This is a genomic window from Natrinema salinisoli (assembly GCF_020405205.1).
Taxonomy (GTDB): Archaea; Halobacteriota; Halobacteria; order Halobacteriales; family Natrialbaceae; genus Natrinema; species Natrinema salinisoli.
The window spans coordinates 4,103,591-4,128,045 of record NZ_CP084469.1 but is presented as its reverse complement, the minus strand read 5'-3'; the positions used below and the strand labels follow the sequence as shown (position 1 = coordinate 4,128,045).

Annotated in this window: 27 protein-coding genes; 14 read left to right on the top strand and 13 right to left on the bottom strand. The window is 66.4% G+C overall.

Annotation, left to right across the window (positions count from 1 at the left end; all coding sequences use genetic code 11):
• Positions 1 to 37: 37 nt before the first annotated feature.
• Positions 38 to 2,236, top strand: a complete 2,199-nt coding sequence (locus LDB05_RS20495; protein WP_226005821.1) for a GH32 C-terminal domain-containing protein — start codon at positions 38 to 40, stop codon at positions 2,234 to 2,236.
• Positions 2,237 to 2,259: 23 nt separating this feature from the next.
• Here the strand turns inward: LDB05_RS20495 and LDB05_RS20490 are convergent, their stop codons facing one another.
• A complete protein-coding gene (locus LDB05_RS20490) occupies positions 2,260 to 3,642 on the bottom strand; it encodes a glycoside hydrolase family 68 protein (protein WP_226005820.1) in 1,383 nt (460 codons plus the stop codon).
• 355 nt (positions 3,643 to 3,997) lie between these two features.
• Between LDB05_RS20490 and LDB05_RS20485 the strand changes: the two genes are divergently transcribed.
• From LDB05_RS20485 to LDB05_RS20475, 3 genes are all read left to right on the top strand, one after another.
• The gene (locus LDB05_RS20485; protein WP_226005819.1) at positions 3,998 to 4,960 is read left to right on the top strand and encodes a ring-cleaving dioxygenase; all 963 of its coding nucleotides are present in this window, start codon (positions 3,998 to 4,000) and stop codon (positions 4,958 to 4,960) included.
• Positions 4,961 to 5,019: 59 nt separating this feature from the next.
• Entirely contained in the window at positions 5,020 to 5,943 is a 924-nt protein-coding gene (locus LDB05_RS20480; protein ID WP_226005818.1) for a 2-dehydropantoate 2-reductase, read from the top strand.
• Positions 5,944 to 6,041: 98 nt separating this feature from the next.
• On the top strand, positions 6,042 to 7,268 hold the full coding sequence (locus LDB05_RS20475) for an iron-containing alcohol dehydrogenase family protein (protein WP_226005817.1): 1,227 nt from the start codon (positions 6,042 to 6,044) through the stop codon (positions 7,266 to 7,268).
• A gap of 9 nt (positions 7,269 to 7,277) precedes the next feature.
• Here the strand turns inward: LDB05_RS20475 and LDB05_RS20470 are convergent, their stop codons facing one another.
• The 3 genes from LDB05_RS20470 to LDB05_RS20460 all read right to left on the bottom strand — a co-directional run bounded on the left by LDB05_RS20470 (position 7,278) and on the right by LDB05_RS20460 (position 9,916).
• Positions 7,278 to 7,766, bottom strand: coding sequence for a hypothetical protein (locus LDB05_RS20470; protein ID WP_226005816.1), 489 nt, complete (start codon positions 7,764 to 7,766; stop codon positions 7,278 to 7,280).
• A gap of 63 nt (positions 7,767 to 7,829) precedes the next feature.
• Complete coding sequence (locus LDB05_RS20465) at positions 7,830 to 8,885, bottom strand: DUF2249 domain-containing protein (protein ID WP_226005815.1); 1,056 nt, start codon at positions 8,883 to 8,885, stop codon at positions 7,830 to 7,832.
• Between the two features lie 116 nt (positions 8,886 to 9,001).
• Complete coding sequence (locus tag LDB05_RS20460) at positions 9,002 to 9,916, bottom strand: hypothetical protein (protein WP_226005814.1); 915 nt, start codon at positions 9,914 to 9,916, stop codon at positions 9,002 to 9,004.
• 209 nt (positions 9,917 to 10,125) lie between these two features.
• Here LDB05_RS20460 and LDB05_RS20455 point away from each other — a divergent pair, with 209 nt between their 5' ends.
• From LDB05_RS20455 to LDB05_RS20445, 3 genes are all read left to right on the top strand, one after another.
• Positions 10,126 to 11,133 carry a hypothetical protein gene (locus LDB05_RS20455; protein ID WP_226005813.1) on the top strand — a complete coding sequence of 336 codons (1,008 nt, stop codon included), beginning with the start codon at positions 10,126 to 10,128 and terminating at the stop codon, positions 11,131 to 11,133.
• Positions 11,126 to 11,410: a sulfurtransferase TusA family protein gene (locus tag LDB05_RS20450; protein WP_226005812.1), complete on the top strand. Its 285-nt coding sequence runs from the start codon at positions 11,126 to 11,128 to the stop codon at positions 11,408 to 11,410. Before LDB05_RS20455 ends, LDB05_RS20450 begins: the two co-directional genes overlap by 8 nt.
• Before the next feature lie 136 nt (positions 11,411 to 11,546).
• Positions 11,547 to 12,020, top strand: coding sequence for a redoxin domain-containing protein (locus LDB05_RS20445; RefSeq protein ID WP_226005811.1), 474 nt, complete (start codon positions 11,547 to 11,549; stop codon positions 12,018 to 12,020).
• A gap of 33 nt (positions 12,021 to 12,053) precedes the next feature.
• On the opposite strand, the gene queC is transcribed toward LDB05_RS20445, so the two are convergent.
• The 4 genes from queC to LDB05_RS20425 form a co-directional block, all read right to left on the bottom strand.
• Positions 12,054 to 12,791, bottom strand: coding sequence for a 7-cyano-7-deazaguanine synthase QueC (queC, locus tag LDB05_RS20440; protein ID WP_226005810.1), 738 nt, complete (start codon positions 12,789 to 12,791; stop codon positions 12,054 to 12,056).
• Between the two features lie 17 nt (positions 12,792 to 12,808).
• Complete coding sequence (locus tag LDB05_RS20435) at positions 12,809 to 13,597, bottom strand: 7-carboxy-7-deazaguanine synthase QueE (RefSeq protein ID WP_226005809.1); 789 nt, start codon at positions 13,595 to 13,597, stop codon at positions 12,809 to 12,811.
• A gap of 1 nt (position 13,598) precedes the next feature.
• Positions 13,599 to 14,087 carry a 6-pyruvoyl trahydropterin synthase family protein gene (locus tag LDB05_RS20430; protein WP_226005808.1) on the bottom strand — a complete coding sequence of 163 codons (489 nt, stop codon included), beginning with the start codon at positions 14,085 to 14,087 and terminating at the stop codon, positions 13,599 to 13,601.
• Positions 14,088 to 14,303: 216 nt separating this feature from the next.
• Complete coding sequence (locus tag LDB05_RS20425) at positions 14,304 to 14,660, bottom strand: winged helix-turn-helix domain-containing protein (RefSeq protein WP_226005807.1); 357 nt, start codon at positions 14,658 to 14,660, stop codon at positions 14,304 to 14,306.
• 184 nt (positions 14,661 to 14,844) lie between these two features.
• Between LDB05_RS20425 and LDB05_RS20420 the strand changes: the two genes are divergently transcribed.
• Positions 14,845 to 15,528: a competence/damage-inducible protein A gene (locus LDB05_RS20420; protein ID WP_226005806.1), complete on the top strand. Its 684-nt coding sequence runs from the start codon at positions 14,845 to 14,847 to the stop codon at positions 15,526 to 15,528.
• 10 nt (positions 15,529 to 15,538) lie between these two features.
• Here the strand turns inward: LDB05_RS20420 and LDB05_RS23450 are convergent, their stop codons facing one another.
• On the bottom strand, positions 15,539 to 15,667 hold the full coding sequence (locus LDB05_RS23450; RefSeq protein ID WP_284145781.1) for a hypothetical protein: 129 nt from the start codon (positions 15,665 to 15,667) through the stop codon (positions 15,539 to 15,541).
• 159 nt (positions 15,668 to 15,826) lie between these two features.
• On the opposite strand from LDB05_RS23450, the gene LDB05_RS20415 reads away from it, so the two are divergent.
• From LDB05_RS20415 to LDB05_RS20390, 6 genes are all read left to right on the top strand, one after another.
• Positions 15,827 to 16,975, top strand: a complete 1,149-nt coding sequence (locus tag LDB05_RS20415) for an ATP-NAD kinase family protein (RefSeq protein WP_226005805.1) — start codon at positions 15,827 to 15,829, stop codon at positions 16,973 to 16,975.
• 149 nt (positions 16,976 to 17,124) lie between these two features.
• The gene (locus LDB05_RS20410; protein ID WP_226005804.1) at positions 17,125 to 18,156 is read left to right on the top strand and encodes a phosphate signaling complex PhoU family protein; all 1,032 of its coding nucleotides are present in this window, start codon (positions 17,125 to 17,127) and stop codon (positions 18,154 to 18,156) included.
• A 129-nt stretch (positions 18,157 to 18,285) separates the two neighbouring features.
• A complete protein-coding gene (locus LDB05_RS20405) occupies positions 18,286 to 18,471 on the top strand; it encodes a DUF7525 family protein (protein ID WP_226005803.1) in 186 nt (61 codons plus the stop codon).
• 101 nt (positions 18,472 to 18,572) lie between these two features.
• Positions 18,573 to 18,797, top strand: a complete 225-nt coding sequence (locus LDB05_RS20400; protein ID WP_226005802.1) for a DUF7123 family protein — start codon at positions 18,573 to 18,575, stop codon at positions 18,795 to 18,797.
• A 131-nt stretch (positions 18,798 to 18,928) separates the two neighbouring features.
• On the top strand, positions 18,929 to 19,363 hold the full coding sequence (locus LDB05_RS20395) for an SRPBCC family protein (RefSeq protein WP_226005801.1): 435 nt from the start codon (positions 18,929 to 18,931) through the stop codon (positions 19,361 to 19,363).
• Positions 19,364 to 19,390: 27 nt separating this feature from the next.
• Positions 19,391 to 20,236, top strand: coding sequence for a carbon-nitrogen family hydrolase (locus LDB05_RS20390; protein ID WP_226005800.1), 846 nt, complete (start codon positions 19,391 to 19,393; stop codon positions 20,234 to 20,236).
• Between the two features lie 44 nt (positions 20,237 to 20,280).
• On the opposite strand, the gene LDB05_RS20385 is transcribed toward LDB05_RS20390, so the two are convergent.
• From LDB05_RS20385 to LDB05_RS20370, 4 genes are all read right to left on the bottom strand, one after another.
• Positions 20,281 to 20,424, bottom strand: a complete 144-nt coding sequence (locus LDB05_RS20385) for a hypothetical protein (RefSeq protein WP_226005799.1) — start codon at positions 20,422 to 20,424, stop codon at positions 20,281 to 20,283.
• 64 nt (positions 20,425 to 20,488) lie between these two features.
• Entirely contained in the window at positions 20,489 to 21,211 is a 723-nt protein-coding gene (locus LDB05_RS20380; RefSeq protein ID WP_425498612.1) for a hypothetical protein, read from the bottom strand.
• A gap of 163 nt (positions 21,212 to 21,374) precedes the next feature.
• Complete coding sequence (gene glmU / locus LDB05_RS20375; RefSeq protein WP_226005797.1) at positions 21,375 to 22,565, bottom strand: bifunctional sugar-1-phosphate nucleotidylyltransferase/acetyltransferase; 1,191 nt, start codon at positions 22,563 to 22,565, stop codon at positions 21,375 to 21,377.
• A gap of 233 nt (positions 22,566 to 22,798) precedes the next feature.
• On the bottom strand, positions 22,799 to 24,334 hold the full coding sequence (locus LDB05_RS20370; protein ID WP_226005796.1) for an aldehyde dehydrogenase family protein: 1,536 nt from the start codon (positions 24,332 to 24,334) through the stop codon (positions 22,799 to 22,801).
• Positions 24,335 to 24,455 lie beyond the last annotated feature (121 nt).

Genomic DNA, 24,455 nt, shown 5'->3' with positions numbered 1-24,455 from the left:
GGAGAGTTTTTACTCGCAACACAAGAAATATGAGGAAATGAGCGACGCACCGCGGATCGCATGTCTCTACCTCGAGCAGTGCTCGCCGAGGCAGCGGACGGCCTACGACTGGGCGCGGACGGCCGACGTCGGCACCGTCGACCTGATTTCGATGGCGGCGGTTCGAACGGGTGACGTCGAGCTGGACGACTACGACGTCTGCTGGTGGCATCGCAACGAACGGCTTGCGATCACGGAGCGGGTCGCCGATTGTAGGGAATCGATCGAACCGTTCGTCCGCGACGGCGGCGGATTGTTACTGAGCGTTCATGCGCTCGCTGCGGTCGCGGCATGGGGGATCGATCAGGTTCCACCGGAGCACACCGGCGTCGACGAGCCACCGGGGTCCGGCGGCTACCTTCGGAAATCCATCTACGCCTCCCATCCGCTGTTCGACGGACTCGACGGTCGCCGGCTGCTCACTCACGGTCCGTCGCGCCCGGCACCGTTCGCACGGTATCAGGAACTGTTACCCGAGCGTGCGGACGTCCTCGGTTCGACCGTCGTCGACGATGCCGACGTTCCCGACGAGGCGTCGCTCCTCTCGTGGGCCATCGGCGACGGAACCGTACTCGGCGCCGGTGTTGCACTCTCGTTCGACGGTTCTCCGGACGCGGACGAGACCGACGAGTTCACCGAGACCACGACGCGGCTCGTCGAAAACGCCCTCGGTTATCTCGCGAGTTCCGGCAGCGAAACGGGGACGAACGCGACCACGAACCCGGATTCACGTCCGGGCTCGAGTGACGACCTGCTAACCGGCCGACCGAAGTCCGCCGACGAACTCGCCGCGCATCGCGAGGCCCTCTCGAGCGACCCACACCGGCCGCGCTATCACATCAGCCCGCCCGCGAACTGGCTCAACGACCCGAACGGGCTCGTCGAGTGGAACGGCCGGTACCACGTCTTCTACCAGTACAATCCCGGCGGCCCCTACCACCACGCGATCCACTGGGGCCACGCCGTGAGCGACGATCTCGTCCACTGGCGCGACGAACCCGTCGCGTTGACGCCCTCGCCCAACGGTCCCGATCGCAGCGGCTGCTGGTCGGGGTGTACCGTCGTCGACGACGGTACGCCGACGCTGTTGTATACGGGCGGCCGCGGCCGGCGACAGCTCCCCTGTCTCGCGACCGCGGGCGACGAGGAGCTCCGAACGTGGACGAAACACGTCGAAAACCCGGTCATCGAAAGCGCTCCGGTCGATCCGCCGATCCTCGAGACGGAGCACTGGGAGGCCGAGTTCAGGGACCACTGCATCTGGTCCGAGGACGATCGCTGGTACCACGTCATCGGCTCCGGCGTCCAGGACGTCGGTGGAACGGCCTTACTCTACGTCGCCGACGAGCTGACGGAGTGGGAGTACGTCGGCTCGCTGCTCGTGGGTGACTGGGAGGGGGCCGGCGACGTCTGGGAGTGTCCCGAACTGCTCGACCTGGGCGAGAAGCGTCTCTTGCACGTCTCCAACTACGATACCGTCCTCTACTTCCTCGGAGAGCTCGACCTCGAGACGGGCTCGTTCGAGTCGGACGCGACCGGGATCCTCGACTACGGCGACTTCTACGCGCCCCAGTCCATGGACCTCTCCGACGGGCGGACCCTCACGTGGGGGTGGCTCCCCGAAACGCGGACGGCCGAGGCCCAGTGGGACGCGGGCTGGTCGGGGTCGCTCTCCGTGCCGCGGGAACTCACCCTCGCCGAGGACGGAACGCTCCGCCAGCGGCCGGCCGACGAACTCGTCGACCGACGGGCCGACCGCCTCGGCACCGAAACAGTCGCGCTCGAGGGACCCGACGCCGTCTCGATCGCCGACGGGAGGGCGCTCGAACTCGACCTGGAACTCGACCTCGCCGACGCCGACGCCGTCGAACTGCGGCTGCTCGAGACGCCGGACGGCGAGGAGCGGACGACGGTCCGCTACGACGGCGACTCGGTCGCGATCGACCGAACCGACTCGAGTCTCGACCCCGACGCGGCAAGTGAGGAGCTGTCGATGCCGATCGACGAACCGGGGCCGCTCTCGTTGCGCGTTTTCCTCGACGGCTCCGCGATAGAACTCTTCGCGAACGAGCGGCGGTGTCTGACCGGTCGCGTCTACCCGACTCGGGAGGACGCGACCGGCGCGTCGCTGGCGGCACACGAGGGAGCCGCACGCGTCGAGTGGTCGTGCTGGGAGATGGGATCGGCCTGGGAGTAACGAGCGGCCACGTATCGGGACGGTTACTCCGCGGACGCCGCCGGCGAGTCCGCGCCGGTATCGTAGCCCTCCGTCCCGTCCTCCTGTTCGTCCGTCGCGTCGACTAAATCGGTCAACAGCGGCGGCAACGCGTCGTCACCCGCCGGAAGCTGCCAGTGGTCGAGCGTGCCCCTCACGCGGGTGCGATCGCCCTCGAGCGCGAGCCGAACCGTCGGCGCGAGCGTCCCGCCGAACCGGCTGAACTGTTCCTCGGCGGGAAGTGATCCGACGTCGTCGATGTGCAACGACCCGAGGTCGTAGTAGTTGAAGAAACTCGAGACGAGGATCTCCCCGTCGTGGGGGTAGGCGAGCCACGAATACGCCTGGTAAGGCGCGCTCTCGGGGTTCGTGAGAACGAGCCCCGAATCGTTGAGCGGCCGGTACTCGCCCTGGAGGGAATCGGCGACGAATCCGTAGAGCCCGTCGGGGCCGTCCAGTCCCGGCGCGAACGTGTGCCGATGGCTCGAGAAGAACAGGTGATAGCGGCCGTCGCGGTAGATCACGTGCGGGCGCTCGAGCTCCTGGTTGACGCGGACGGCGTCGACGAGCGGGCGTTCGAACTCCCAGTCGGTCGGATCGCCGGTGGGCGAGGTCGCGAGACCGATCGACCCGTTGAACTCGAGACTCGACGGGTCGTCGTCCTCGAGATCCGCTCGGTCGCGAACGGGGGTGTTCGCTTCGAAGAGGAGGTGCGTCCGTCCGGTCTCGGGGTCCTCGAAGAACCAGGGGTCCCGGAAGGTGTAGATCGGACCGCGGGACTGCGCTTCGGTTTCGTAGCGGTCGCCGTCGGGCGTCAACAGGATCTCGTGGTCGAAGGGGCCGGCGATCCCGAACTCGTCGTCGGTGACGCGAACCCGGCCGCCGGAGGCCGCAGCGATACGCTGCCGGTAGGAAAGCTCCGACTCGCCGCGGTGGCCGGCGGCGGTGTAGAACAGATAGATCTCGCCGCCGGACCGGGAGCCGTCGCCCGCCTCGCCCGCGCCGTCGTACAGTGCCGAGCCGGCCCACTGCCGAGATCCGAGGGGGTTCCCCGCCTCGAAAACCGGCCCGCCGTCGTGCCATCGCTTCCCGTCTCGAGAGTAAAAGTACCGGATCGTGGCGACGTCGTGTCGCTTCCCGGGCAGGCGGTCGGCGGGGGCCGTCAGCGAGAAGACGACCCGCCAGCCGTCGATCTCGGCGATCGAACCGTCGCGGTTGCGGAGAAACCACGTGTCCCAGACGTGGACGTCCGGTGCCGGATCGACCGACGGCGGGTAGATGATGGGGGCAGTCGTCGCCGCCGTCCGTTCGATACGTTCGGCCTGTATTCGGCTCCATCCCGATCGGGTGCCGAAACCCGTCACCGAGACTGATTCACTTCGACGCATGACGTTCACTCCGAATTGAGTAACTATACCAGTTGCTCTCCGGAACGACGGTCGGCCCGAGCTCGAGCCTTCTCGGACGCTGCGTTTCCGGTCGCTGGGACCGGCGTCGCGATGTCCCTGCCCGATTCCTCGAGGACCCGGACGACGCGTTCGACGAGGGTGTTGGTGTTCTCGCTGGTGAGGTGGTCGGTCCGGTTCAGTGATCTGGATACTGACGTCGTCAGCGTCGCGGCGGACGGCGAAGCGGACTCGGAGCCCTCGGGGCGATGGCGACACCACTACCGTGGTAACCCGCGCGTCCCCCGGTGACGCGAACGCGAGCAAACGATTCAAGCGGTGCCTCCCTAGAACAGCTATGTCACTGCACACGCCCGGGCTCCATCACGTCACCGCGATCGCCGGCGACCCGCAGGCGAACGCCGACTTCTACGTCGGCACGCTCGGACTCCGATTCGTGAAGAAAACGGTCAACCACGACGACACGGGCACCTATCACTTCTACTTCGGCGACGGGGAGGGCTCTCCCGGCACGAACATCACCTTCTTCCCGTGGACGGACCAGGGGCGGGAGGGCCGATTCGGTGCCGGCCAGACGCAGACGACCGCCTACGCGATTCCGCCGGAGTCGGTCGACTACTGGCGCGACCGCCTCGAGTCCGAGGGAGTCGACGTCGAGTCGGAAGCCCGATTCGACGAGACGGTCCTCCGATTCGCGGATCCGGACGGGATCGAACTCGAGCTCGTCGCGGCCGACGACGCCGAATTCGACGCCACGCCGTGGGAGGGCGGGCCGGTTCCGACCGAACACCAGCTGCGCGGGTTCTACAACGTGACGCTGGCCGTCGACGGGTTCGGTCCCACCGAGACGATTCTGACCGACGTGCTCGGGTACGAGCGCGAGGGCGGGATCGACGGCCGGCGTCGCTACCGGAGCGCGACCGGTGGTCCCGGCTCGATCGTCGATCTGGTCGAAACCGACGCCGGGCGCGGGCGAATGGGCGTCGGAACGGTCCATCACGTCGCGTTCGTCGCCGAGAGCGTCGAGGAACAGGAACAGTGGCGAGCGGCCTACGCCGAGGCGGGACTGTCCCCCTCGGAGGTCATCGACCGGAAGTACTTCCAGTCGATCTACACCCGCGAACCCGGCGGAATCCTCTTCGAGATGGCGACGACCGGGCCCGGATTCACGGAAGACGAGGCGCTCGACGAACTGGGTGAGCGGCTCGCCCTTCCCGAGTGGCTCGAGGACGAGCGCGAGGAGATCGAAGCGAAACTACCGGCGTTCGACGGCCCGCCCGTCGGCTCGAGCGAGGACTGACTCGCGTCGTCGAGATCCCCCGCCACAACCTCTTTGACCGATCTATCCGTACGACGCGTATGAAATTCGCTGTCTTCGGTGCCGGCGGCGTCGGGGGCTATCTCGGTGCGCGACTCGCCGACGCGGGCCACGATGTCCACCTCGTCGCGAGGGGCGACCACCTCGCTGCGCTCGAGTCCAACGGAATGCGCGTCGAGAGCATCCACGGGGACACGAATGTCGAATTGCCCGCGACCGACGATCCGGCCGACATCGGTCCCTGTGATTACGTCCTGTTCTGCGTGAAGGCCCACGATACGCGAGACGCAGCGGCGGATATCGAGCCGCTGCTCGGCGACGAGACGGTCGTCGTCTCGTTCCAGAACGGTGTGGACAACGAACGATGGCTCGCCGAGGAGATCGGCGAGGAACACGTCGTCGGCGGCGTGGCCTACATCTTCTCGACCATCGGCGACCCCGGCGTCGTCGAACACACCGGCGGCCCGGCCAGATTCATTTACGGTGAACTCGACGGCGAACGGTCGGATCGAGTCGAAGCGCTCGACGCCGCTCTCTCGGAGAGCGAAGGGATCGACGCGGTGCTCGCCGAGGACATCCGCGTCGAGCTCTGGCGGAAGTTCGCGTTCATCTGTGCGCAGGCGGGGATGACCGCCGCGAGTCGGCTTCCGATCGGTGAGATTCGCGAGAGCGACGCGTCGTGGGCGATGTACCGCCGGATCGTGGAGGAGGTCTGTACCGTCGCTCGAGCGGAGGAGGTCGACCTCCCCGACGACACCGTCGACGAGTGGCTCACGTTCGCGCGGGAGCTCGATCCGGAAATGTACTCGTCGCTGCACTACGACCTGACGCACGACAAGCGGCTGGAACTCGAGGCCCTCCACGGCTCCGTCGTTCGGCACGCGGACGACGTCGGCGTCGACGTGCCGATGAACGAAGCGGTTCACGCGATTCTCCGTCCGTGGGCCGACCGGAACGAGCAATAGATCGGCTCCGATTCGCCGGCGCTGATGACGGTGACCGCGGCCGTGAGCGAATCGCCGCAGATCGCGCTTTTAACACGCGGCGATCCGTACGGGAGTCCATGACACGATCCGAGTCGAGCGACCGCGACCCCGCGTTTCGATTCGAGTACGAGCCCGCGACGATCCGATTCGGTACCGGCTGCGTCGCCGACCTCGAGGCCGAACTCGAGGAACGGAATCTCGAGCGAGCCCTGGTCGTCTGTGGCTCGACGGTCGGCAGCACGCCCGAGGTGATCGACCCGGTCAGGACGGGACTGGGCGATCGGCTGGCCGGCGTGTTCGACGAGACGACGCCGAAAAAGCGACTCGCGACGGCGATCGACGGGCGCGAGCGGCTGCGGACGGAGGGGGCCGACGTCCTCGTCAGCCTCGGCGGCGGCAGCAGCCTCGACGTCGCGAAAATCATCAGCACCCTCGCGGCCAGCGACCGCACGGCTGGGGAGGTGGCCGCCGAGTTCGCCGAAACGGGGACGATTTCTGTCCCCGAGGACGGCCTGATTCCGATCGTCGCGATCCCGACCACGCTCGCGGGTGCCGACCTCTCGACCGTCGCCGGGGTCACCGCCGCGCCCGAGTCGGGACTGGTCGACGAGGAAATCGGCGGCGGCGTCTCCGACCCGGGACTGATGCCCGATGCTGCGGTCTACGATCCGGAACTGGTCGCGACCACGCCCGAATCTGTGCTCGCGGGCTCGGCGATGAACGGCTTCGACAAGGGCCTCGAGACCGTCTACGCGAGCAACGCGACGCCGGTGACCGACGCGACGGCGAGACACGGTCTCGAGAAACTCGCGGACGGCCTCCGGGCCTACGGCGACGGCGACCGCGATACCGAGACCTTCGAGACGATCCTCGAGGGCATCGTGCTCGTCCAGTACGGCATCTCGCGACCCGGCGAGACGACGCTCTCGATCGTCCACGCGTTCGGCCACGGCCTGACACGGACGTACGACGTCCAGCAGGGGGCCGCCCACGGCGTCGTCGTCCCGCACGTCCTCGAGTACTGCTTCGAACAGGAGGAGGTAGACGCACGGTCGGGGCTGCTCGCGAACGCGCTCGGCGTCGACGACGCCGCGGATCGCGAGGCTGCGGTCGTCGACGCGGTCACCGAGATCCGGGACGGACTCGGGCTCCCGTCGCGCCTGCGGGACGTCGACGGACCGGAACCCGAGGAGTTCAGCGCGGTCGCGGAGGCCATCCTCGCCGACCCGTTTATGGCGAACGCCCCGCCGGGGCTGGACCCCACCGTCGGCGAAATCGAGGGCGTCCTCGAGGCGGCGTGGTAGCCCGATCGCTCAGCCGTCGCCTCCGCTGGCCGGTGCGTTGGTCTCGACGGCTGTCGGCGGGGACCCGCCGCGCCGAGGCGGCTCGAGACCGGGGTGAAGCGGCGAGCAGAGCCTGACGAGGTAAATCAGCAGGACCGTTCCGCCGGCAGTGAGGACGAACAGGACCGTCGGATCGGCGACGTGGATGGCCTTGAGAACCGTGAAACCGAACCCGCCGGCCAGGAGGGAGACGACCTGCCCGATAGAGGCCCACTCGGGAATCCGCTCGACGAGCGCGGTTCGATAGGAGGTCGCGTAGAGGAAGCCACACCAGACGCCGAGGATCGCCGCCGGCCGGTTCTCGGCGATCCGCGGAAGTCCCACATCGAAATGGACGTATACGGCGAGCGCCGGGAGGCAAATACCCAGCGCGACGAGTTCGCCGCGACGTCCCTCCGGCGACTGCCAGCTTCCGTCCTCGTCTCGAAACCACTCGAGTAGCCGATGCCGGCGGGCCATCGGTTTTCAATTCATGCCCCCGGAAAGTGAATCTTTCCGTCAGATCCGACACCGGTCTCCGGATCAGAACGGCGCACGAGGGCCGCTGGTCTCAGTCGATCCCCTCAAGGAATCGCCCGTCGACGTCGGATCTCCGGAGTCGGCTTTCCCGATCAGCACGCGGAACTCGCCGGGTTCTCGTACCAGGTACTCCCAGCGGAACGCCGGGCCGGCATCGGCGTCGAACTGGTGGTACAGCGGCTTCGGATCGTGGTCGTTTACCAGCACGAACCCCTCGCCGGCCTCGAGGTCGGCGTAGGAGTCGAAGATGCGCTCATGGCGCTCGGCCGGCGGCCGGTCGCGGACGTCCAGTTCGGTCGTCACCGCGAGATCGGCCCCGTCCGCGTCGGCCCCGTCGGCCGCGCCCGGTTCCTTGGTGATGCGGACCCGGACCTCGCCGGGCGATCGGTCCATCACCGCCCACTCGAAGGCGTCGCCGTACTGCTGTTGGAACTCCTGGTGGAGCGGCTTGGGCTCGTGGGGGGCGACGATCTCCATCGCGTCGCCCGCCTCGAGGTTGCCGTACCGGTGGTGGATCGTCGGATGCCAGTCCGGCTTGGGGATCTCGCGGACGTCGAAGGTCGCGGCGACGCCGTCGGCGGATTCGCCCTCGCTTTCGCCCGTTTTCGCGATTTCGACGCGCCACTCGCCCGACTCGCGGCTCTCGTACGTCCAGCCGACGATGTCGCCGTGGGTCGATCGCAGTTCGTGATACAGCGGCTCTGGATCGTGGTCGTTGACCAGGACGAACCCCTGGCCCGGCTCGAGGCGATCGAACGTGTCGGTCAGGACCTCGTGTCGGCGCTTGGGCGAAATCTCCCGGACGTCGAAGTCGGGCGATTCCGCCGCCGACGCGTCCCGTATCGTCACGCGGACCTCCCACGCGTCGGGGCCGTCCCGCTCGACCGTCCACTCGAGGGCCGTCTCGCGTTCGATGCGGTACTGGGCCACGGTCGGGCGGACGTCGGTATCGGCGGTGATCGCCACCGTCTTGCCGGGATCGGCCCGGTCGAGGCGGTCGAACACGCTGTCTCGTCGCTCGGCTCGAGGCTGGTCGCGGACGTCGAGAAGGTCTCCCATCGGAACGAATCGACGGACCGAATTCGAATAGGGGCTCTCCCGAATTTATTCGGCCTCTCATAACCGTCGTGGAGCGTCGACGGCCGGGCTCGCGACGGTGATCGACGGCGACGGTATCACGCCGTCGCCGGGTTCTCGAGCCGAAGCAGGTCGTCATTCGGCTGCGACAGCCGCGGCTCCGTCTCCCGGTGGGGATCGAACGCGCCGTACGCGAAGGCCTGCCAGAGGACGCGCTCGGGATAGGGGCGTTCCGAGAGGTCGACGCCAAGGGCGGCCGCCAGGCTGCGGTCGTCCAGTTCGCCGGTCGCGGTCGGCACAGGAACGGGGTTCGACAGGGTCTCGAGGCCGAGCCCGAACGAGGGAAAGACGGCGGCGTCGGCACCGCGAGCGGGGTGATACACCGTTCGACGACCGGGGTAGCGGACGCGAAGCCGCGGCGTCACGGTTCGGGACTCGCCGTCGGTCGCCAAGCGGACGGACTGGGGCGGCAACTCGACCGTCGTCCGCTCGCCGGGGGCCACCGTCCTCGAGCCGGCGGGCGTCTCGAGGGCGACCCCGTCGGCGTCGACGGACCGGACCGCAATCGAGGGCTCCGAATAGTCACGGACTGCGGCGAGTGTCGAGTCGCCCCCGACCGTCCCGTCGACGACGATTTCGCGGACGGCATCGATACCGGAGACGCTCCCGTCGCCGGTCGTCACGTCCCGCGTCCACAGCGGCGGCGATCGAGCACCGTCGCCGGTGAGCGCGCGGAGGCCGTGGGTCGTCGCGCAGACGCCGGTCCAGTCGGCGGGTGCCGGCCCGTCGGGAGGGAGCACCGACCGCCAGTAGAACACGCGCCGGTCGTCCCGGTACTCGTAGGGGACCGCGTCCGGGAAGAACGCGTCGCCGAACCGATCGGCCTCGGGCGACGGATGCTCGAGGCGGAGTTCGACGTACGGCACCCGTTCCGCGATGGGAGCGGGGCGATCCCGTCGCCCCCTCGTCCACGAAATCGGCGTCGTTGTGTCTCGAGTGTCGGTTCCGGTCATGGCGGTTCGGGCGACCGTAGGCGGCCGGGACGCTAAGGTTCGGAGCCGAACTGGTTCGTCCGTGCGGGTCCGAAGCGGACCGGGTGTCGGGCCAGCCAGCCCGTTGCGGAACCGAACCTGTTCGGCCAGCAGGCGGCTCGAGAGCGAATATGTCCGCGATCAGCCCTTAGTGGCGATCGGCCCAACGACCGGACGGGTGACCCCACAGTATGGCCGGCTCCACGCGACGGTCCGTCGAGACGACCGCGGACGACCTCTTCGACAAGTACACGCTTCCGAAAATCGCGCTCTCGATCATCCTGGCCGCGTCACTTCTCGGCACGGTGGTGACCAGCCGACTCGCCGGCCACGGGGGCCTGGCGGTGGCGCTCGCCAAGTGGGGTTACTTCGTCGCCCTCGGCGTGCTGGCCGGCGGCCTTCTCTGGAAGCACGGCTTCGTCCGCCCGGACGACCTCGAGACCGGGTCCGACGCCTACTGCGCGCGGATGTACGACCGGTTCGATCGGGTCGCGATCGGATCGCTGGTCGTCCTCGTCCCCGGGGCCGCCGTCGCGATCGACCGGTACGCCGTAGTCGTCTCGCGGCCGCTCCCCGTGCTCGTTCTCGGGGCGGCGGTCCTCGGACTCGTCGCGACCGCCGGCATCCAAGCGCTGCGTTCCGCATCGGTCGACGCCCGGTTCCGCGGCCCGCTCGGGCTGGCGGCGCTCGGACTGGCGCTGGGTGCCATCGTCCTGACGGCCGCGCTCGAGGTCGCGGTCCGGGCCGGCGACGGCCTCGCGGTCGGGGTCCGGGTCCTGCATCTGCTGGCATTCGCGGTGTGGGTCGGCGGGGCCGTCTGGAACATCTTCGTCGCCGTCCCGACCGGCCAGGAGTACCCGACGACGGCCGTGATCCGGGCCGCCGGCCAGCAGCTCGAGCGGTTCCGGTGGGCCGTCCGGGTCATCATTCCGACGCTAATCGCGACGGGGCTCTATCAGGCCGTCGACGCCCTCGGCACGGACGTCCCGACCTATCTGGGATCGTTCCTCGGGCTCGCAGTCGCGGCGAAACTCGGCTCGATCGGCGTCCTCGTGGTCATCTTCAAGCTCTGCCCGATGTGGCGGGCGTGTTCGCCGATCGACGGCGTCTGCGATCTCGAGGAGGTGGGCGGTCAACGGGACGGACCGACGACCGACGCCGCCGATCCGACGCCGACGGAGGGGGCCGGCGATGACTGACGCGGCCGTGCCGACGGAGCTGCCGGACGTCGATCCCGACCGGACCGTCGACAACCGCGGGCGCGGCTGTGCCAACGGCATTGCCGCCGTCCAGCGGGCGCTCGAGGATCTACCCGACGAGGCCGTCCTCGAGATCCGGAGTACGGACAAGCGGGCGAAGCGAGAGTACCCGCAGCTGGCGGCACAGACTCCTCACGAACTGCTCGGGATCGAGAGCGAACGTACCGGCCTGCTGACGACGGTTTACACGACGTATCTCCGCGTTCGCGACGCGTGACCGCGGGGGGACGCCGTCGCGATGCGCGAGTGACTCATCACCTGTTCGATCGGTACGCCGTAGAATCGTCCGTTCGGAGCGCAAACCGACTATATTAGCACGTAGCTTTATCCGGTTCGTGACAGACATCTATCCGATGGTCTCCAACGGCGACACCGCGCCGCGGTTCACCGCGACCGTCGGCACGAGCGATCACGAATCGTTCGACCTCGAGGATCGGTTGGGCGACGGCCCGGTCGTCCTCGCGTTCTTCCCGGGGGCGTTCACGCCGCCGTGTACCAACGAGATGGTGGCGTTTCAGGAGCGACTCGACGAGTTCCGAGAGGCCGGCGCGAGGATTATCGGCGTCAGCGCGGACTCACCGTTCTCGCTCGGCGCGTTCCGAGAGGAACACGGTCTCGAGTTCGAACTGGTCAGCGACATGGACCGCGAGGCGATCGAGGCGTACGAGCTCGAGATCGAGATCCCGGACCTCGGCCTGCACGGGATCGCCAACCGCGCCGTGTTCGTCCTCGGCGACGACGGCACGATCACGTATAGCTGGGTCGCCGACGACCCGACGAACGAGCCGGACTACGACGACCTCTTGTCGGCGGTGGACGCGGCCTGAAACGGTCGCGAGGCGACGCCCACGACGCCGGCGCTACTCGTCGACGTACGACGGCCGCTCGGCGTACTCGATCGGATCGCGGACGCCGATGTTCTGGAACGCCTGCAGCCGGAACGCACACGCGTCGCAGGTGCCGCAGGCGGGCTCGTTCTCGCGGTAGCAACTCCAGGTGTGTTCGTAGGGGACCTCGAGGTCCACTCCGCGGTCGGCGATGTCGGTCTTCGACCACTCGACGAAGGGCGCTTCGATCGAAATATCGGTCTCGGGTTTCGTTCCGACGTCGACCACCCGTTCGAAGGCGTCGAAAAATTCCGGGCGGCAGTCGGGATACCCCGAGAAGTCCTCGCTGTGGGCACCGATGAAGACCGCCTCGCAGTCGTTGGCCTCGGCGTAGGAGACCGCCATCGAGAGCAGGTTCGCGTTCCGGAACGGGACGTAGGAAGTGGGGATCTCGTCGCTCTCCATGTCGGCGTCCGCGACGGCCATCTCGTCGTCGGTCAGACTCGAGGCACCGATCGCCGAGAGGTGTCCCGTCTCGATCCGCAGGAAATCGGCGGCGTCGAACTCGTCCGCCAGCCGGCGAGCGCACTCGAGTTCGCGGTCCTCGGTGCGCTGGCCGTAGGAGGTGTGCAGGGCGTAGATTTCGTATCCCCGGTCGCGGGCCACGGCGGCGGCGGTGGCGCTGTCCATGCCGCCCGACAGGAGGACGACGGCGCGTTTAGAAGTCTGTTCGTCGGTCGCGGAATCGGTGGTCGTGGTGGTATCGGTCATCGTAGATCGAGCGGTGGTTACGTTTCGGGCGCGTCGTTCCAGAGGTCGACGTGGAGCCGCGGCGTGTACCGGAAGCCGTACTCCATCGCCAGCTCGGCGACGCGGTTGCGGGTCTCTTCGAGGCGCTCCCGGGTCGCGCCCTCGGGCATCAACAGGACGTCGTCGTCGCTGACCGGGCCGTCTGCGACGTCGCGGAGGTCCGCGAGCAGGTCGAGGATCTCCGGCATGTCTTCGTCGTCGGTCACGACGAACTTCAGCTGGAACTCGTAGGTCTCGACCAGCCGAGCGAGCGAATCCATATCGATCCGGTCGCGCTCGTGGCGCGCTTCCCACTCGCCGTCGCCCTTGGGATCGCGCTCGGCCGTCGGCGTACTGCTCTCCAATTTCGGGCTCACGGAGGCGAGGTCGATCGGCGCGTCTCGGTAGATCGTGCCGTTGGTCTCGACCGTCGTGTGATACCCCCGTTCGTCGAGGGCTTCGAGCAGGCCGACGCTCTCCTCGTGGAGCAGCGGCTCCCCGCCCGTGAGGACCACGTGATCGGCGTCGTGGGACTCGATCTCGGCGAGGATCTCCTCGAGCCCCAGCCACGCGTGGGTCGGCTCCCAAGAGGTGTGATAGGAGTCGCAGAACCAACACCGGAGGTTACAGCCGCTCGTGCGGACGAAGACCGAGGGAACGCCGGCGAGGGTTCCCTCGCCCTGCAGGGAGTAGAACAGTTCGTTGATCGGCAGTCCCGCGGGCGAGTCACCGTCCTCAGCATCGCTGTCGGATCCGGACTCGCGATCGACGGAATCGGAGACGGGCATCTCAGATCTCGCTCCCGCCGCAGAGTTCGCTCGTCTCGCTGACCTGTACTGCGACGTCGGTAACGGTCTCGGGCAGCGCCGCCTCGAGTTTTCGTTCCAGAAGCACGCTCATCACCTCGGCCGTCGGTGGGTGCTCGAGGACGACCACGCCATCGTCGTCCCCCGCCGCTTCGAAGGCCTCGACAAGGGGGTCGTCGGCCTCGAGGAGAAACATATGGTCCCACTCGGAGATCACGTCGGTAATATCACCCTTGTCCGCGACCCACCCTTCCTCCGTCAGCTCGCCCGCGACGGTGACGGCGATCTCGTAGTTGTGGCCGTGGGGGCGCGAACACTTGCCGTCGTGGTGCTGGATCCGATGGCCGGCGCTGATCCGTATCGGTCGGTCGCGTCCGACGTGGAGGATTCGTCGGGTTCCGACGACCGATCCGTCGACGGAACTGGCGTCGACTGTCTCTTCGGTCGCCTGGCTTCCGATGCGTTCAGTCATACTGGAGTATTCCTTCGAGAATACTTAAAGCTGGAGGATCGAGCACGGGGATGTCCGAGCCGTGTCGATCCGTCCTACCGGATCTGGTTAGTCGGGTTTCTGTTTGCGCAGAGGATCTTATGCCAGAATCAGCGAGGTAGTGCAGTTCGTTCGAACACGACTTCGACAGACGGAGGACCGCACGGAGGGGCGACCACGCGGGGTTCGGATTCGGACTCAGTCCTCGAGTTGATCCTGCAACCTGTTCTTGGCCTCGGTGCGGCGTTTCCGCGAGAACGTGGGGACCTCGTCTGAAAAGTCGACTTCTATCTTATCGAGCGTTCGTCGATAGATATTCGTTCGTCGGCCTTCGTCGGAGAGCTGGCGACCTTCGCAGGTCAACAGGCCGGCGTCGACGAGTTCTTCGATCCGGCGATAGCAGGTCGCGATCGGAATCTCGATATCGTCGCTCAGCGCCTGTGCCGACTTCGGCGTTCCAGCCGCACAGAGAATCTCCGCGCTGTATTTACTGCCCAATGCAGAGAGAACCGTCGCCGAATCTGCGTCGTCGTGTTCTGTCCGACTCCGAGACATACTGTCTCCGTTACCAATTATCAGAATTGAATCTTATGGTTACCGAGAGTACTACTTTATATGATAGTCCGCCAAAGCTGTTAATATATTTGACGTATAGATCGGCGGCCGGAGATTGGGATGGAATCGTATCGACACCACCGATGGCGAGACGCATTTGAGGTCCCGGCTCGAACGAATCGGTATGAACGTCGCGGTCGTGACTGTCGGGGACGAACTGCTCGCCGGACGGACGACGGATACGAACGCCACGTGGCTCTGCGAACGGCTCGCCGATCGCGGCGTCACCGTCGACCGCGTGACCACCGTCCCGGATCGGGTCGCCGACATCGCTCGCGTCGTCAACGAGTACCGCGCCGAGTACGACGCCGTCGTCGTCACCGGCGGGCTCGGGCCGACCCACGACGACGTGACCATGGACGGCGTCGCGGCCGCGCTCGGTCGATCAGTCGAAGAACACGACGCCGCCCTCGCCTGGCTCGAGGAGGACGGCTACACCCGCGACGACCTCGCATCGGGGACGGCGGACCTGCCGGCGGGCGCACGAGCGTTGCACAACGAGGCGGGCGTCGCACCCGGTGCGGTCCTCGAGGGCGTCTACGTCCTTCCCGGCGTCCCCTCGGAAATGAAAGCGATGTTCGAGTCGATCGCCGAGGAGTTCACCGGCACCGCGACCTATCGGGACGCGGTCGTTGCAGACGAGCCCGAAAGCGCACTACTCGATCGGATCGCCGAACTCCGCGAGCGGTTCGACGTCTCGGTCGGAAGCTATCCAGGCGAGTCGGTCCGGATCGAACTGAAGGGAACCGACGAGGCGACCGTCACGGAAGCGACCGCGTGGCTCCGCGAGCGTGTCGAATCCCCGTAACGTGGGGCGCTCAGCGGTAGAGGGAGGCCGCCCAGGCCACCGTCACCGCCACCGCGAGAAGGAGCGTTCCCCAGCCGACGGCGCTCATCGGCAACTCAGTTTCCGTCGCGAGAACCGCAGCGTCGATCAGTTCGTTCATGCTCGGGGCTCAGTTCGCGTCCCTCTTAGTCTTTCAGAAACCGAGTGAGTCGCTGGCAGACCCACCCCCGGCCGACGACGAGTCGATCGCGCGTTCCGGAGCCGAGGCCCGCGAACGCGCTGCGATATGGCTTTGCCACTGGCGTCCTCATATCCCGCCATGGAGTCCATCGGTGTCGTCGTGAACCCGATCGCGGGGATGGGCGGTCGGGTCGGACTGAAGGGAACCGACGGAAAACTCGAGGAGGCCCGCCGGCGCGGTGCCGAACCGAGAGCGCCGGATCGGGCGCGCGAGGCGCTGCGATCGCTGCACCGTCGCGCACCCGACGTCACCGTCTACACGGCTGCGGGCGTAATGGGCGAACACGCGGCTCGAGACGCCGGCTACGAGCCGACCGTCGTCTACGATCCCACGGATCGAACGGACCAGTCATCCCCGACCACCACCGACCCCGCGACCGCGGACACGACGGCAGCCGATACGCGGGCAGCCGTCGAGGCGCTGCTCGAGCACGACGTCGACCTCGTCTTCTTCGTCGGCGGCGACGGAACTGCGGTCGACGTCGCCACGGTCATAGAGGAGAACGACGACGAGACCCCGATGCTCGGCGTCCCGGCCGGCGTCAAGATCTACTCGTCGGTGTTCGGCGTGACGCCGGCCGACGCCGGCCGAATCGTCGCCGAGTTCGATCGCGTCGAACCCCGCGAAGTCAACGACATCGACGAGGACGCGTATCGCGAGGGGGAGGTCAGGACGGAGCTTCAGGCGGTCGTCAGCGTCCCGGTCGCACCGGCGGTCCAGTCCGGGAAACAGGTCTCGAGCGGCAGCGTCGACTCGTTGGCCGCGGGGTTCGCACGCGAGGTCGAACCCGGTCGAACCTACGTCTTCGGACCCGGCAGTACGGTCGGCGCGATCGAGACGGTGCTGGGACTCGACCCGTCGCCCCTCGGTGTAGACGTCTGGCGCGCGCGTTCCGAACCGGACGACGGCGGGACAGCGGGGCGCGGAGAACTGCTCGCCCGCGACGCCGCCGAATCGGAGATTCTCGAGGCGCTCACCGACCCGGTAACGATCGTCGTGTCGCCGATCGGCGGACAGGGGTTCATTTTCGGCCGCGGCAATCACCAGATTTCCCCCGCAGTGATCCGGCGGGCGGACGATATCGCGGTCGTCGCTGCCGGCGAGAAACTCGACGACATCGATTCGTTGCGCGTCGATACCGACGACGAGGAGATCGACGACCGACTCCGAGGCTGGCTGCAGGTCAGGACGGGCCGCTTTACTACCCGACTCGTCAACGTCGTCTGAGGCGGTCCGGACGATCTAGGGACTACCCTATAGACCTAATTATTTAAGGAGACGTTCAAGACCGTCACTGAAATCAACCATATAACGATTCGTTCTTTGATAATGACCATATAGTCAAGATTAAGGTCGGGTCGATCCTAGAGCCTCGCATGGAAACGCGGAAAGTGCAACGACTCGGTCCGTCGACGCTCGCCATGACGCTCCCCGCGGAATGGGCGTCCGAACACGGCGTCGAGAAAGGTGACGAGGTCTCGCTCCGGACCAGCGGGAAGGGGACTCTGACCGTCATGCCCGAGTCCGCGAGCTCGGAGGAGACCGAAGCGATCATTCACACCGACGATCTCGACGCCGACGCCGTCGAACGCGCGATCGTCGCCCAGTACGTCCTCGGACGGCGCATCATCCGCATCGAACGCGAGGACGGCGCGCTCGAGTCCGACCACATCAACGCGGTCTACCAGGCCGAAACGCAGCTGATGGGACTGGGCGTCATCGAGGAGACGCCCGAGAGCATCTCGATCCGCTGTTCGGTCGATCCCGAGGACTTCACGCTCGACAACTTACTCGAGCGCCTCGAGCGAACCGGGCAGACGATGCGCGGCGAGGGTATCAAGGCGCTGGCCCACGGCAACCCCGATCTGGCCCAGCGCGCCCTGAACCGCGAACGACAGGCGAACAAGATCTTCGTCCTCCTCCTGCGACTGATCTTCACGGCCTACCAGAACCCCAACCTCGCGCGAGCGGTCGGCCTCAACACCGGCTTCCCGCTGATCGGCTACCGCTCGATCGCGAAGAACCTCGAGTTGACCGCCGACAACGGCGAGGACATCGCCGATATCGTCATCGAGACCGAGGGCCACAGCCTCAACGTCGACAGCTCCGTCATGCGCCAGATCCGAGAGCTGAACGAACTGGTCGACGAGATCACGTCTCGAGCCGTCGAGGCAGCCGTCGAACGCGATTACGACAAGTCCAACGAGGTCCGAGCACTGTTCCACGAGATTTCCGACCTCGAGCAGGAGATCCTCTCGGGGCTCCCGGAGATGGACAACGAGGACCTGCTCCGGGTCCGGGAAGTGCTCGTCAGTCTGCAGCAGACGGCACAGTACGCGATGCGAAACGCCGAAATTGCGGCGAATCTGGCGCTCAACGAGGAGTCCGAGCACACGACGATCAAGTGACAGAGGCGTCGAGAGCCGGGTCACAGCGATAGTCCGCGGCCACCGAGAGAGTGCAGAGAGCCGGGTCGTCGCCCGGCAGTTCGCTCAGGAATGAACGAAGTTAAGACACCCCACACACAACGCTCGAGCATGGCTACTGAATCCGAGGCGACGGACAAGGGCGTCGGACTGACGCTCGCACTGAGCGTGCTCGCGGTGATCGGCGCACTGTTGATGCTAACTGGCGCACCGGACGTGACGGCTGCGTGGGGCTTCGCCGCGGCCGTTCTCTTTAGCTCGCTGGCGGTCGTCGGTATCCATCTCTACTGGGAGTAACGACGAGCAGGGTCACGGATGACCGCCGATCCGCGTCGGACCGCGCCCGTACCGGCCGTTAAGAGTTAAGACCACTGACCACCTAGGCGGACGCACGGACGATGACCGACTACTCCGACGAAGAGCAGCGAATTCTCTCGTATCTCCGCGAGAGTGCCGCCCGCGGCGAGCAGTACTTCCGGTCGAAAAACATCGCGGACGCGATCGGACTCTCGTCGAAACAGGTCGGCGTTCGTCTCCCCCATCTCGCGGAGAAGACGGACGAAGTCGACATCGAAAAGTGGGGCCGAGCACGGTCGACGACCTGGAAAGTAACGATCAGTTGATCGACATCGACGTCGTGGTCGCCCGCACCTTCTCCCCGTCCAGTCTGTACCCCGATCAGCGCCGCTCGAACGAAACGGGCTATCGCCCGCGGTCCACGGTCTTTTTATCCGACAATCGCTCACGTACGGGCATGACTGTACGGGTCGACCGGTCGTTCGACGTGGCGGCGCCGCCCGAGCGGGTCTGGGAGTTCATCGCCGATCCGGAAAACCGCGCCCGGGCGATCAGTGTCGTTCAGGAGTTCTCGGTGGACGATCCGGAGGGACGGCGCGTAACCTGGCAGGTGAAACTCCCGATTCCGCTCGTCCGAAAGACGGTGACCGTAAATACGGAGGACGTCACGCGGAGACCCCCGGAGTACGTCAAATTCGTCGGGAAATCCAAAGTCATGACCGTCACCGGCGAGCACGAGATCGTCGAGACCGACGACGGAACCCGCCTCGAGAATCACTTCGTCGTCGACGGTAAGCTGCCGGGCGTCGAGAAGTTCTTCAAACGCAATCTCGATTCGGAACTCGACAACCTCCAGCGCGCGCTCGAGCGGGACTTGCAGACGACACAGTAACGGTGGTGGGGTGGCGACAGTGTGACGATGAATGACACCGCGAATACCGAACGCAACGCTGGCGACCCGCTCACGCTCGCGCTCGCACAGATCGGGGTGGAGGCCGGCGAGGTCGAGGCGAACGTCGACCGGGCGCTCGAGGCGATATCGCGGGCTGCCGACCGCGGCGCGGACCTGGTCGCGCTGCCGGAACTGTTCAACGTGGGCTACTTCGCGTTCGACCTCTACGCGCGCAACGCGGAGCCGTTCGGCGGCGAGACCTTCACCAGGATCCGTGAGGCGGCGGCCGATCACGACATCGCCGTCCTCGCGGGCAGCATCGTCGAAGACCTCGCGGCGACCGAAACGGTCGCGACGCCCGGGGACGAGGGGCTCGCGAACACCGCTGCGCTGTTCGACGCCGAGGGCGAGTGTCGCCTCGTCTATCGCAAACAGCACCTGTTCGGCTACGAATCCGCGGAATCCCAGCTGCTCGTCCCCGGCGAACGACTCGAGACGGCGACGATCGGGGACTTCACCGTCGGCGTGACGACCTGCTACGACCTGCGATTCCCGGAGCTCTACCGACGATTGGTCGACGACGGCGTCGAACTGGTCCTCGTCCCGAGCGCGTGGCCCTATCCGCGCATCGAGCACTGGAAGACGCTTTCGCGAGCCCGCGCGATCGAGAATCAGGCGTACGTGGCGACGATCAACGGCTCCGGTGAGTTCGAGGACGCCACGCTACTCGGTCGCTCGAGCGTCTACGATCCGTGGGGCGTCTCGCTGGCCTCGAGCGGCGACGAGCCAGCGCTGGTCACGGCCGAGCTCGAGCCGGAAACGGTCGGGGACGTCCGCGAGGAATTCCCGGCGCTACGGGATAGGCGGCTGTAGTACCCGCGGTACCGCGGCCCGTCCCGACGCCGACCGCTGACTTTTTACTTCGCCACGTCTTTGTTGCTGATGCCGGTACAGGCGCTTTTCACGTCTACCCGGCATAGCGCGTCGCTCCGGCCCGTCGCGCGCTCGGTTCCCGGGAACCGAGCGACCACGCCCGCGCCCGTCTCCTCGCCTCGTCCCACTTTTCAGTTCGATTCCGTGCCAGATTGCCGAGAGAGCTTCTCCTCCTCGGAGGCCTCACTCGTTCTAAAACGGAAAGCCCCCGTAGCGGAGATAGACCATGTCGAGAATCAAGAGTAGCTGGAAGAACCCCTGAACGCCCCCGAGCATCGCGTTCTGCTGACCGATCGCGGCGATGACCGAGTGATCCGGGTTCGCCGAGCGCATTTCCCTGTACATTCGGAGTTCGCCGGGCAGCAGGAAGCCGAAGCCTTGCACGGAGAGGATCGTCACGATGCCGAGCGCGACGGCGACCGTCGGTTCGGTCATCGCGAACTCGCCGACGGTGGACGCGACCCAGACCAGCGAGCCGACGGTCGCGAGTGCGAAGGGGACCTGCCAGCGCCGATCGTCCCACGCGTTCAATCGCCACCCGAGGAGCAGGAGGATCGGAATCAGGTTCGCCGCGGTGAACAGTGCCAACCACGGTTCGGCGTGCGGAAAAATTTCGATCCGCTGGGCAAGCGTGATGCCGCCGGCGATGGTGACGAACGCCAGTGACGGGAGCAGAAACGCCGTCTTCGGCGTGAGACGCTGGAAGACGGCCGAGCTCTGTTCGTCGTCGAGCCCGCCGATGACCGGCCCGAGTACGGTCCCGATGAAGATATCGATGCCCGTCCAGAGAATCCCCGCCATCACGTGGATGTAGGTGTGTTGCTCGACCGTTGCGATCGTCAGTGCGTAGCCGAGTGCGGCCACCGGAAGCAACACGACGGCCACGGCGAAGGCCGGATTCGCCTGCTCACCCATTCCCCTGATCGTTCCGCGAACGGTCGCCGTCGACATGTATGCGTGTTAGACTTTACCACTGACAAATAGATGACGGCCGTCGAGTAGCTGCGACCTGATGACCCTCAGTGTGCCAGTAACGAGCTACTCCAGTGCTCGAGGAAGTTCCATTCTCCTCGAATCCTTACCGATCGCGCTCGACGGTTTCGCCGGGGCGAGTTGTCGCACCGGGCTCGAGTTTCAGGCCGGGCGTCAGACTCGTGTTGATACCGGTCTTCGCCCCGTCACCGGCGACGACGCCGAACTTCCGGCGGCCAGTGGTGACGCGCTCGCCCTTGACGGTGAATTTGATAGCCGCATCGTCGTGTCGCAGATTCGCGACGTTCGTCCCCGCACCGAGGTTGACGTCTCGCCCGAGGACGCTGTCGCCGACGTAGGAGAGGTGACTGACCGACGTCCCGCGCGAAACGACGCTGTTCTTGATCTCGACGGCGTGACCGACTTCGGCATCACGTCCGACCAGCGTCGCGCCACGCACGTAGGCGTTCGGACCGACTTCCGCGCCCTCGCGGATCAGCGCCGGTCCCTCGATCACGACGCCCGGTTCGACCGTCGCGCCGTCCTCGACGACGACGCCACCCTCGAGCGTCGCGTCTTCGCTCACGTCGCCGTCGATTCGCCGGTCGAGGTCGGCGAGTTTCCACTCGTTGGCTTCGAGTAATTCCCAGGGGCGGCCGATGTCGAGCCATCGCTCGAGGGTGACGGGGGTCATCTCGTACGCCTCGATGACCCGCGCGACGACGTCGGTGATCTCGTGTTCGCCGCGCTCGCTCGCGGGCACCTCGAGCCACTCGCGGGCCTCGGCCGGGAACGCGTACGCGCCGGCGTTGGCGAGGTTCGTCGGCGGTTCGGCGGGTTTCTCGACGATTCCCGTTACGTAGTCGCCGCCGCTCTCGTCGGTGCTGAGAACGCCGTAATTGCTCGGCTCGTCGACCTCGATCGCGCAGACGGCCGGGCACGCCTCGAACAGCCGATCGATAGCGGCCTGATCGTAGAGGTTGTCACCGTTCAGGACGGCGAACGGACCGTCGAGGTGGGATCGAGCGGCGTTGACGGCGTCGGCGGTTCCGGCCTGCTCCTCCTGCACGGCGTAGGAGACGGGAACGCCCCGGTACTCCGAACCGAAGTAGTCACGAACCGTCTCGCCTTCGTAGCCGATCACGAGGACGACCTCGTCGGCCCCGGCGGTGACCGCCGCGTCGACGGTGTGCGCCACGAGCGGTCGATCGGCGACCGGGAGCATCGGCTTCGGGACCGATTCCGACAGTGGTCGCATCCGTGTCCCCTGGCCCGCCGCGAGAACGACTGCCTTCATGTACTCGCCCCTTCCACGAATCGTCGGATAAGCGATTCGTTCGCGAGTAGAAACTGAGACTCGATCGACACGACGGTACTGATTCGGAGTTCGACACGACTGTCACCGTTCGTCGTCACTTCGCGGGTGAGTCGAGCGGGACCGAGACTCGGTCGTTCGTGGGATCCTAGCCGGTCAGTCCTGGCCGTCACTCGAGCGGGACCGCAGCTTCGTCGCTGACCCGACGGCGCCGGTCAGTCCTCGCTCGAGGTCTTGATATCCGCCGACAGCCCCTGTGCCATCTCGATCTCTTTCGAGTTGTTCAGCGTCCAGGCGGTGCGTTCGGTGACTGCTTCGATGGCCTCGCGCGCGCTGGGGTAGCCGTTACCGGACTTCTTGACGCCGCCGAAGGGGAGCTGGACCTCCGCGCCGATACACGGCAGGTTCCCGTACGCGAGTCCGAGGTCGGCGCGGTCGCGGAAGTAATTGATCTGGCGGTAGTCTTCGGAGATGATCGCCCCGGCGAGTCCGTACGGCGTATCGTTGTGAATGTCGACCGCGTCCTCGATATCGCCCTCGTATTCGATCAGGGCGACGTGGGGGCCGAAACACTCCTCGTTCAGACAGCGCAGGTCGGACTCGTAGTCGATCTCGTAGACGAACGGGCCGACCCAGTGGCCGTCGTCGTGGTCGTCGGGGATCTCGCTGTCCTCGAGTTCGAACCGATCGACGAGGACGTTTGCACCCTCCTCGCGGGCGAGGTCGTTGTGCTGGCGGATCTTCTCGACGTGCTCGGCCTCGATCGCCGGCCCCATGAACGTGTCCTCCTCGAGCGGATCGCCGACGGCGATGTCCTCGGCGATATCGACGAAGCGCTCTTTGAACTCGTCGTAGACGTCCTCGTGGACGATCAGGCGCTCGCTCGAGACGCAGCGCTGGCCGGTCGTCTTGAAGCTCGACATCACCGCCGAGTGGACGGCGAGGTCCAGGTCGGCTTCCTCGGTGATGACGATCCCGTTTTTGCCGCCCATCTCGCAGGCTGCGAGCTTGCCGGGTTCGCCGCCGACCTTGCTCGCGATTTCGTGTCCAACCTCCGCGGAGCCGGTAAAGAGGACGGTGTCGACGCGTCCGTCGTCCGAGAGCGCCGCGCCGGCGTCGCCGAAGCCCTGAACCATGTTGAAGACGCCGTCCGGGATGCCGGCGTCCTCGAACATCTCGGCGATGATCTGGCCGCACCACGGCGTCTGTTCCGCCGGCTTCCAGACGACCGTGTTCCCCTCGACGAGGGCGATCGCCATGTGCCAAAAGGGAATCGCGACCGGGAAGTTCCAGGGCGTGATGCAGCCGACGACGCCCCGCGGTTTACGCCGCATGTACGCGTCTTTGCCCGCGACCTCGGAGGGGACCAGGTCTCCGTGGGGGTGACGGGCGTTGCCCGCCGCCCACTCGACCATGTGCCAGGCCTCGGTGACGTCGGCTTTCCCCTCCGAAATCTCCTTGCCGCACTCCTTCGAGACGATCTCTCCGAGTTCCTCGTGTCGCTCCCGCAACTCGTGATAGATGTCCCAGAGGTACTCCGCGCGGTCGATGTACGACAGGGAGCGCCACTCGTCGAAGGCGTCCTCCGCCGCCTCGAGGGCCGCGTCGACGTCGGCCTCCGTCCCGCGCTGGAAGGTCGCCAGCGTTTTACCCGTCGCGGGGTTCTCGCTCTCGAACGTCTCTTCCGCAGCGTCGGTCCACTCGCCGCCGATGTAGTGGCCGTGTACCTGTTCGGTGATTTGCTGACTCATACTCGGACGGACGACGGGAACTGTGAAAAATCATACTGGTCGTTTACAGATTTCGAGTGAATTACCGAGTTTGTGACACTGTGTCAGCCGATTCGTTCATCGACACCGCTGACCGGTCGAC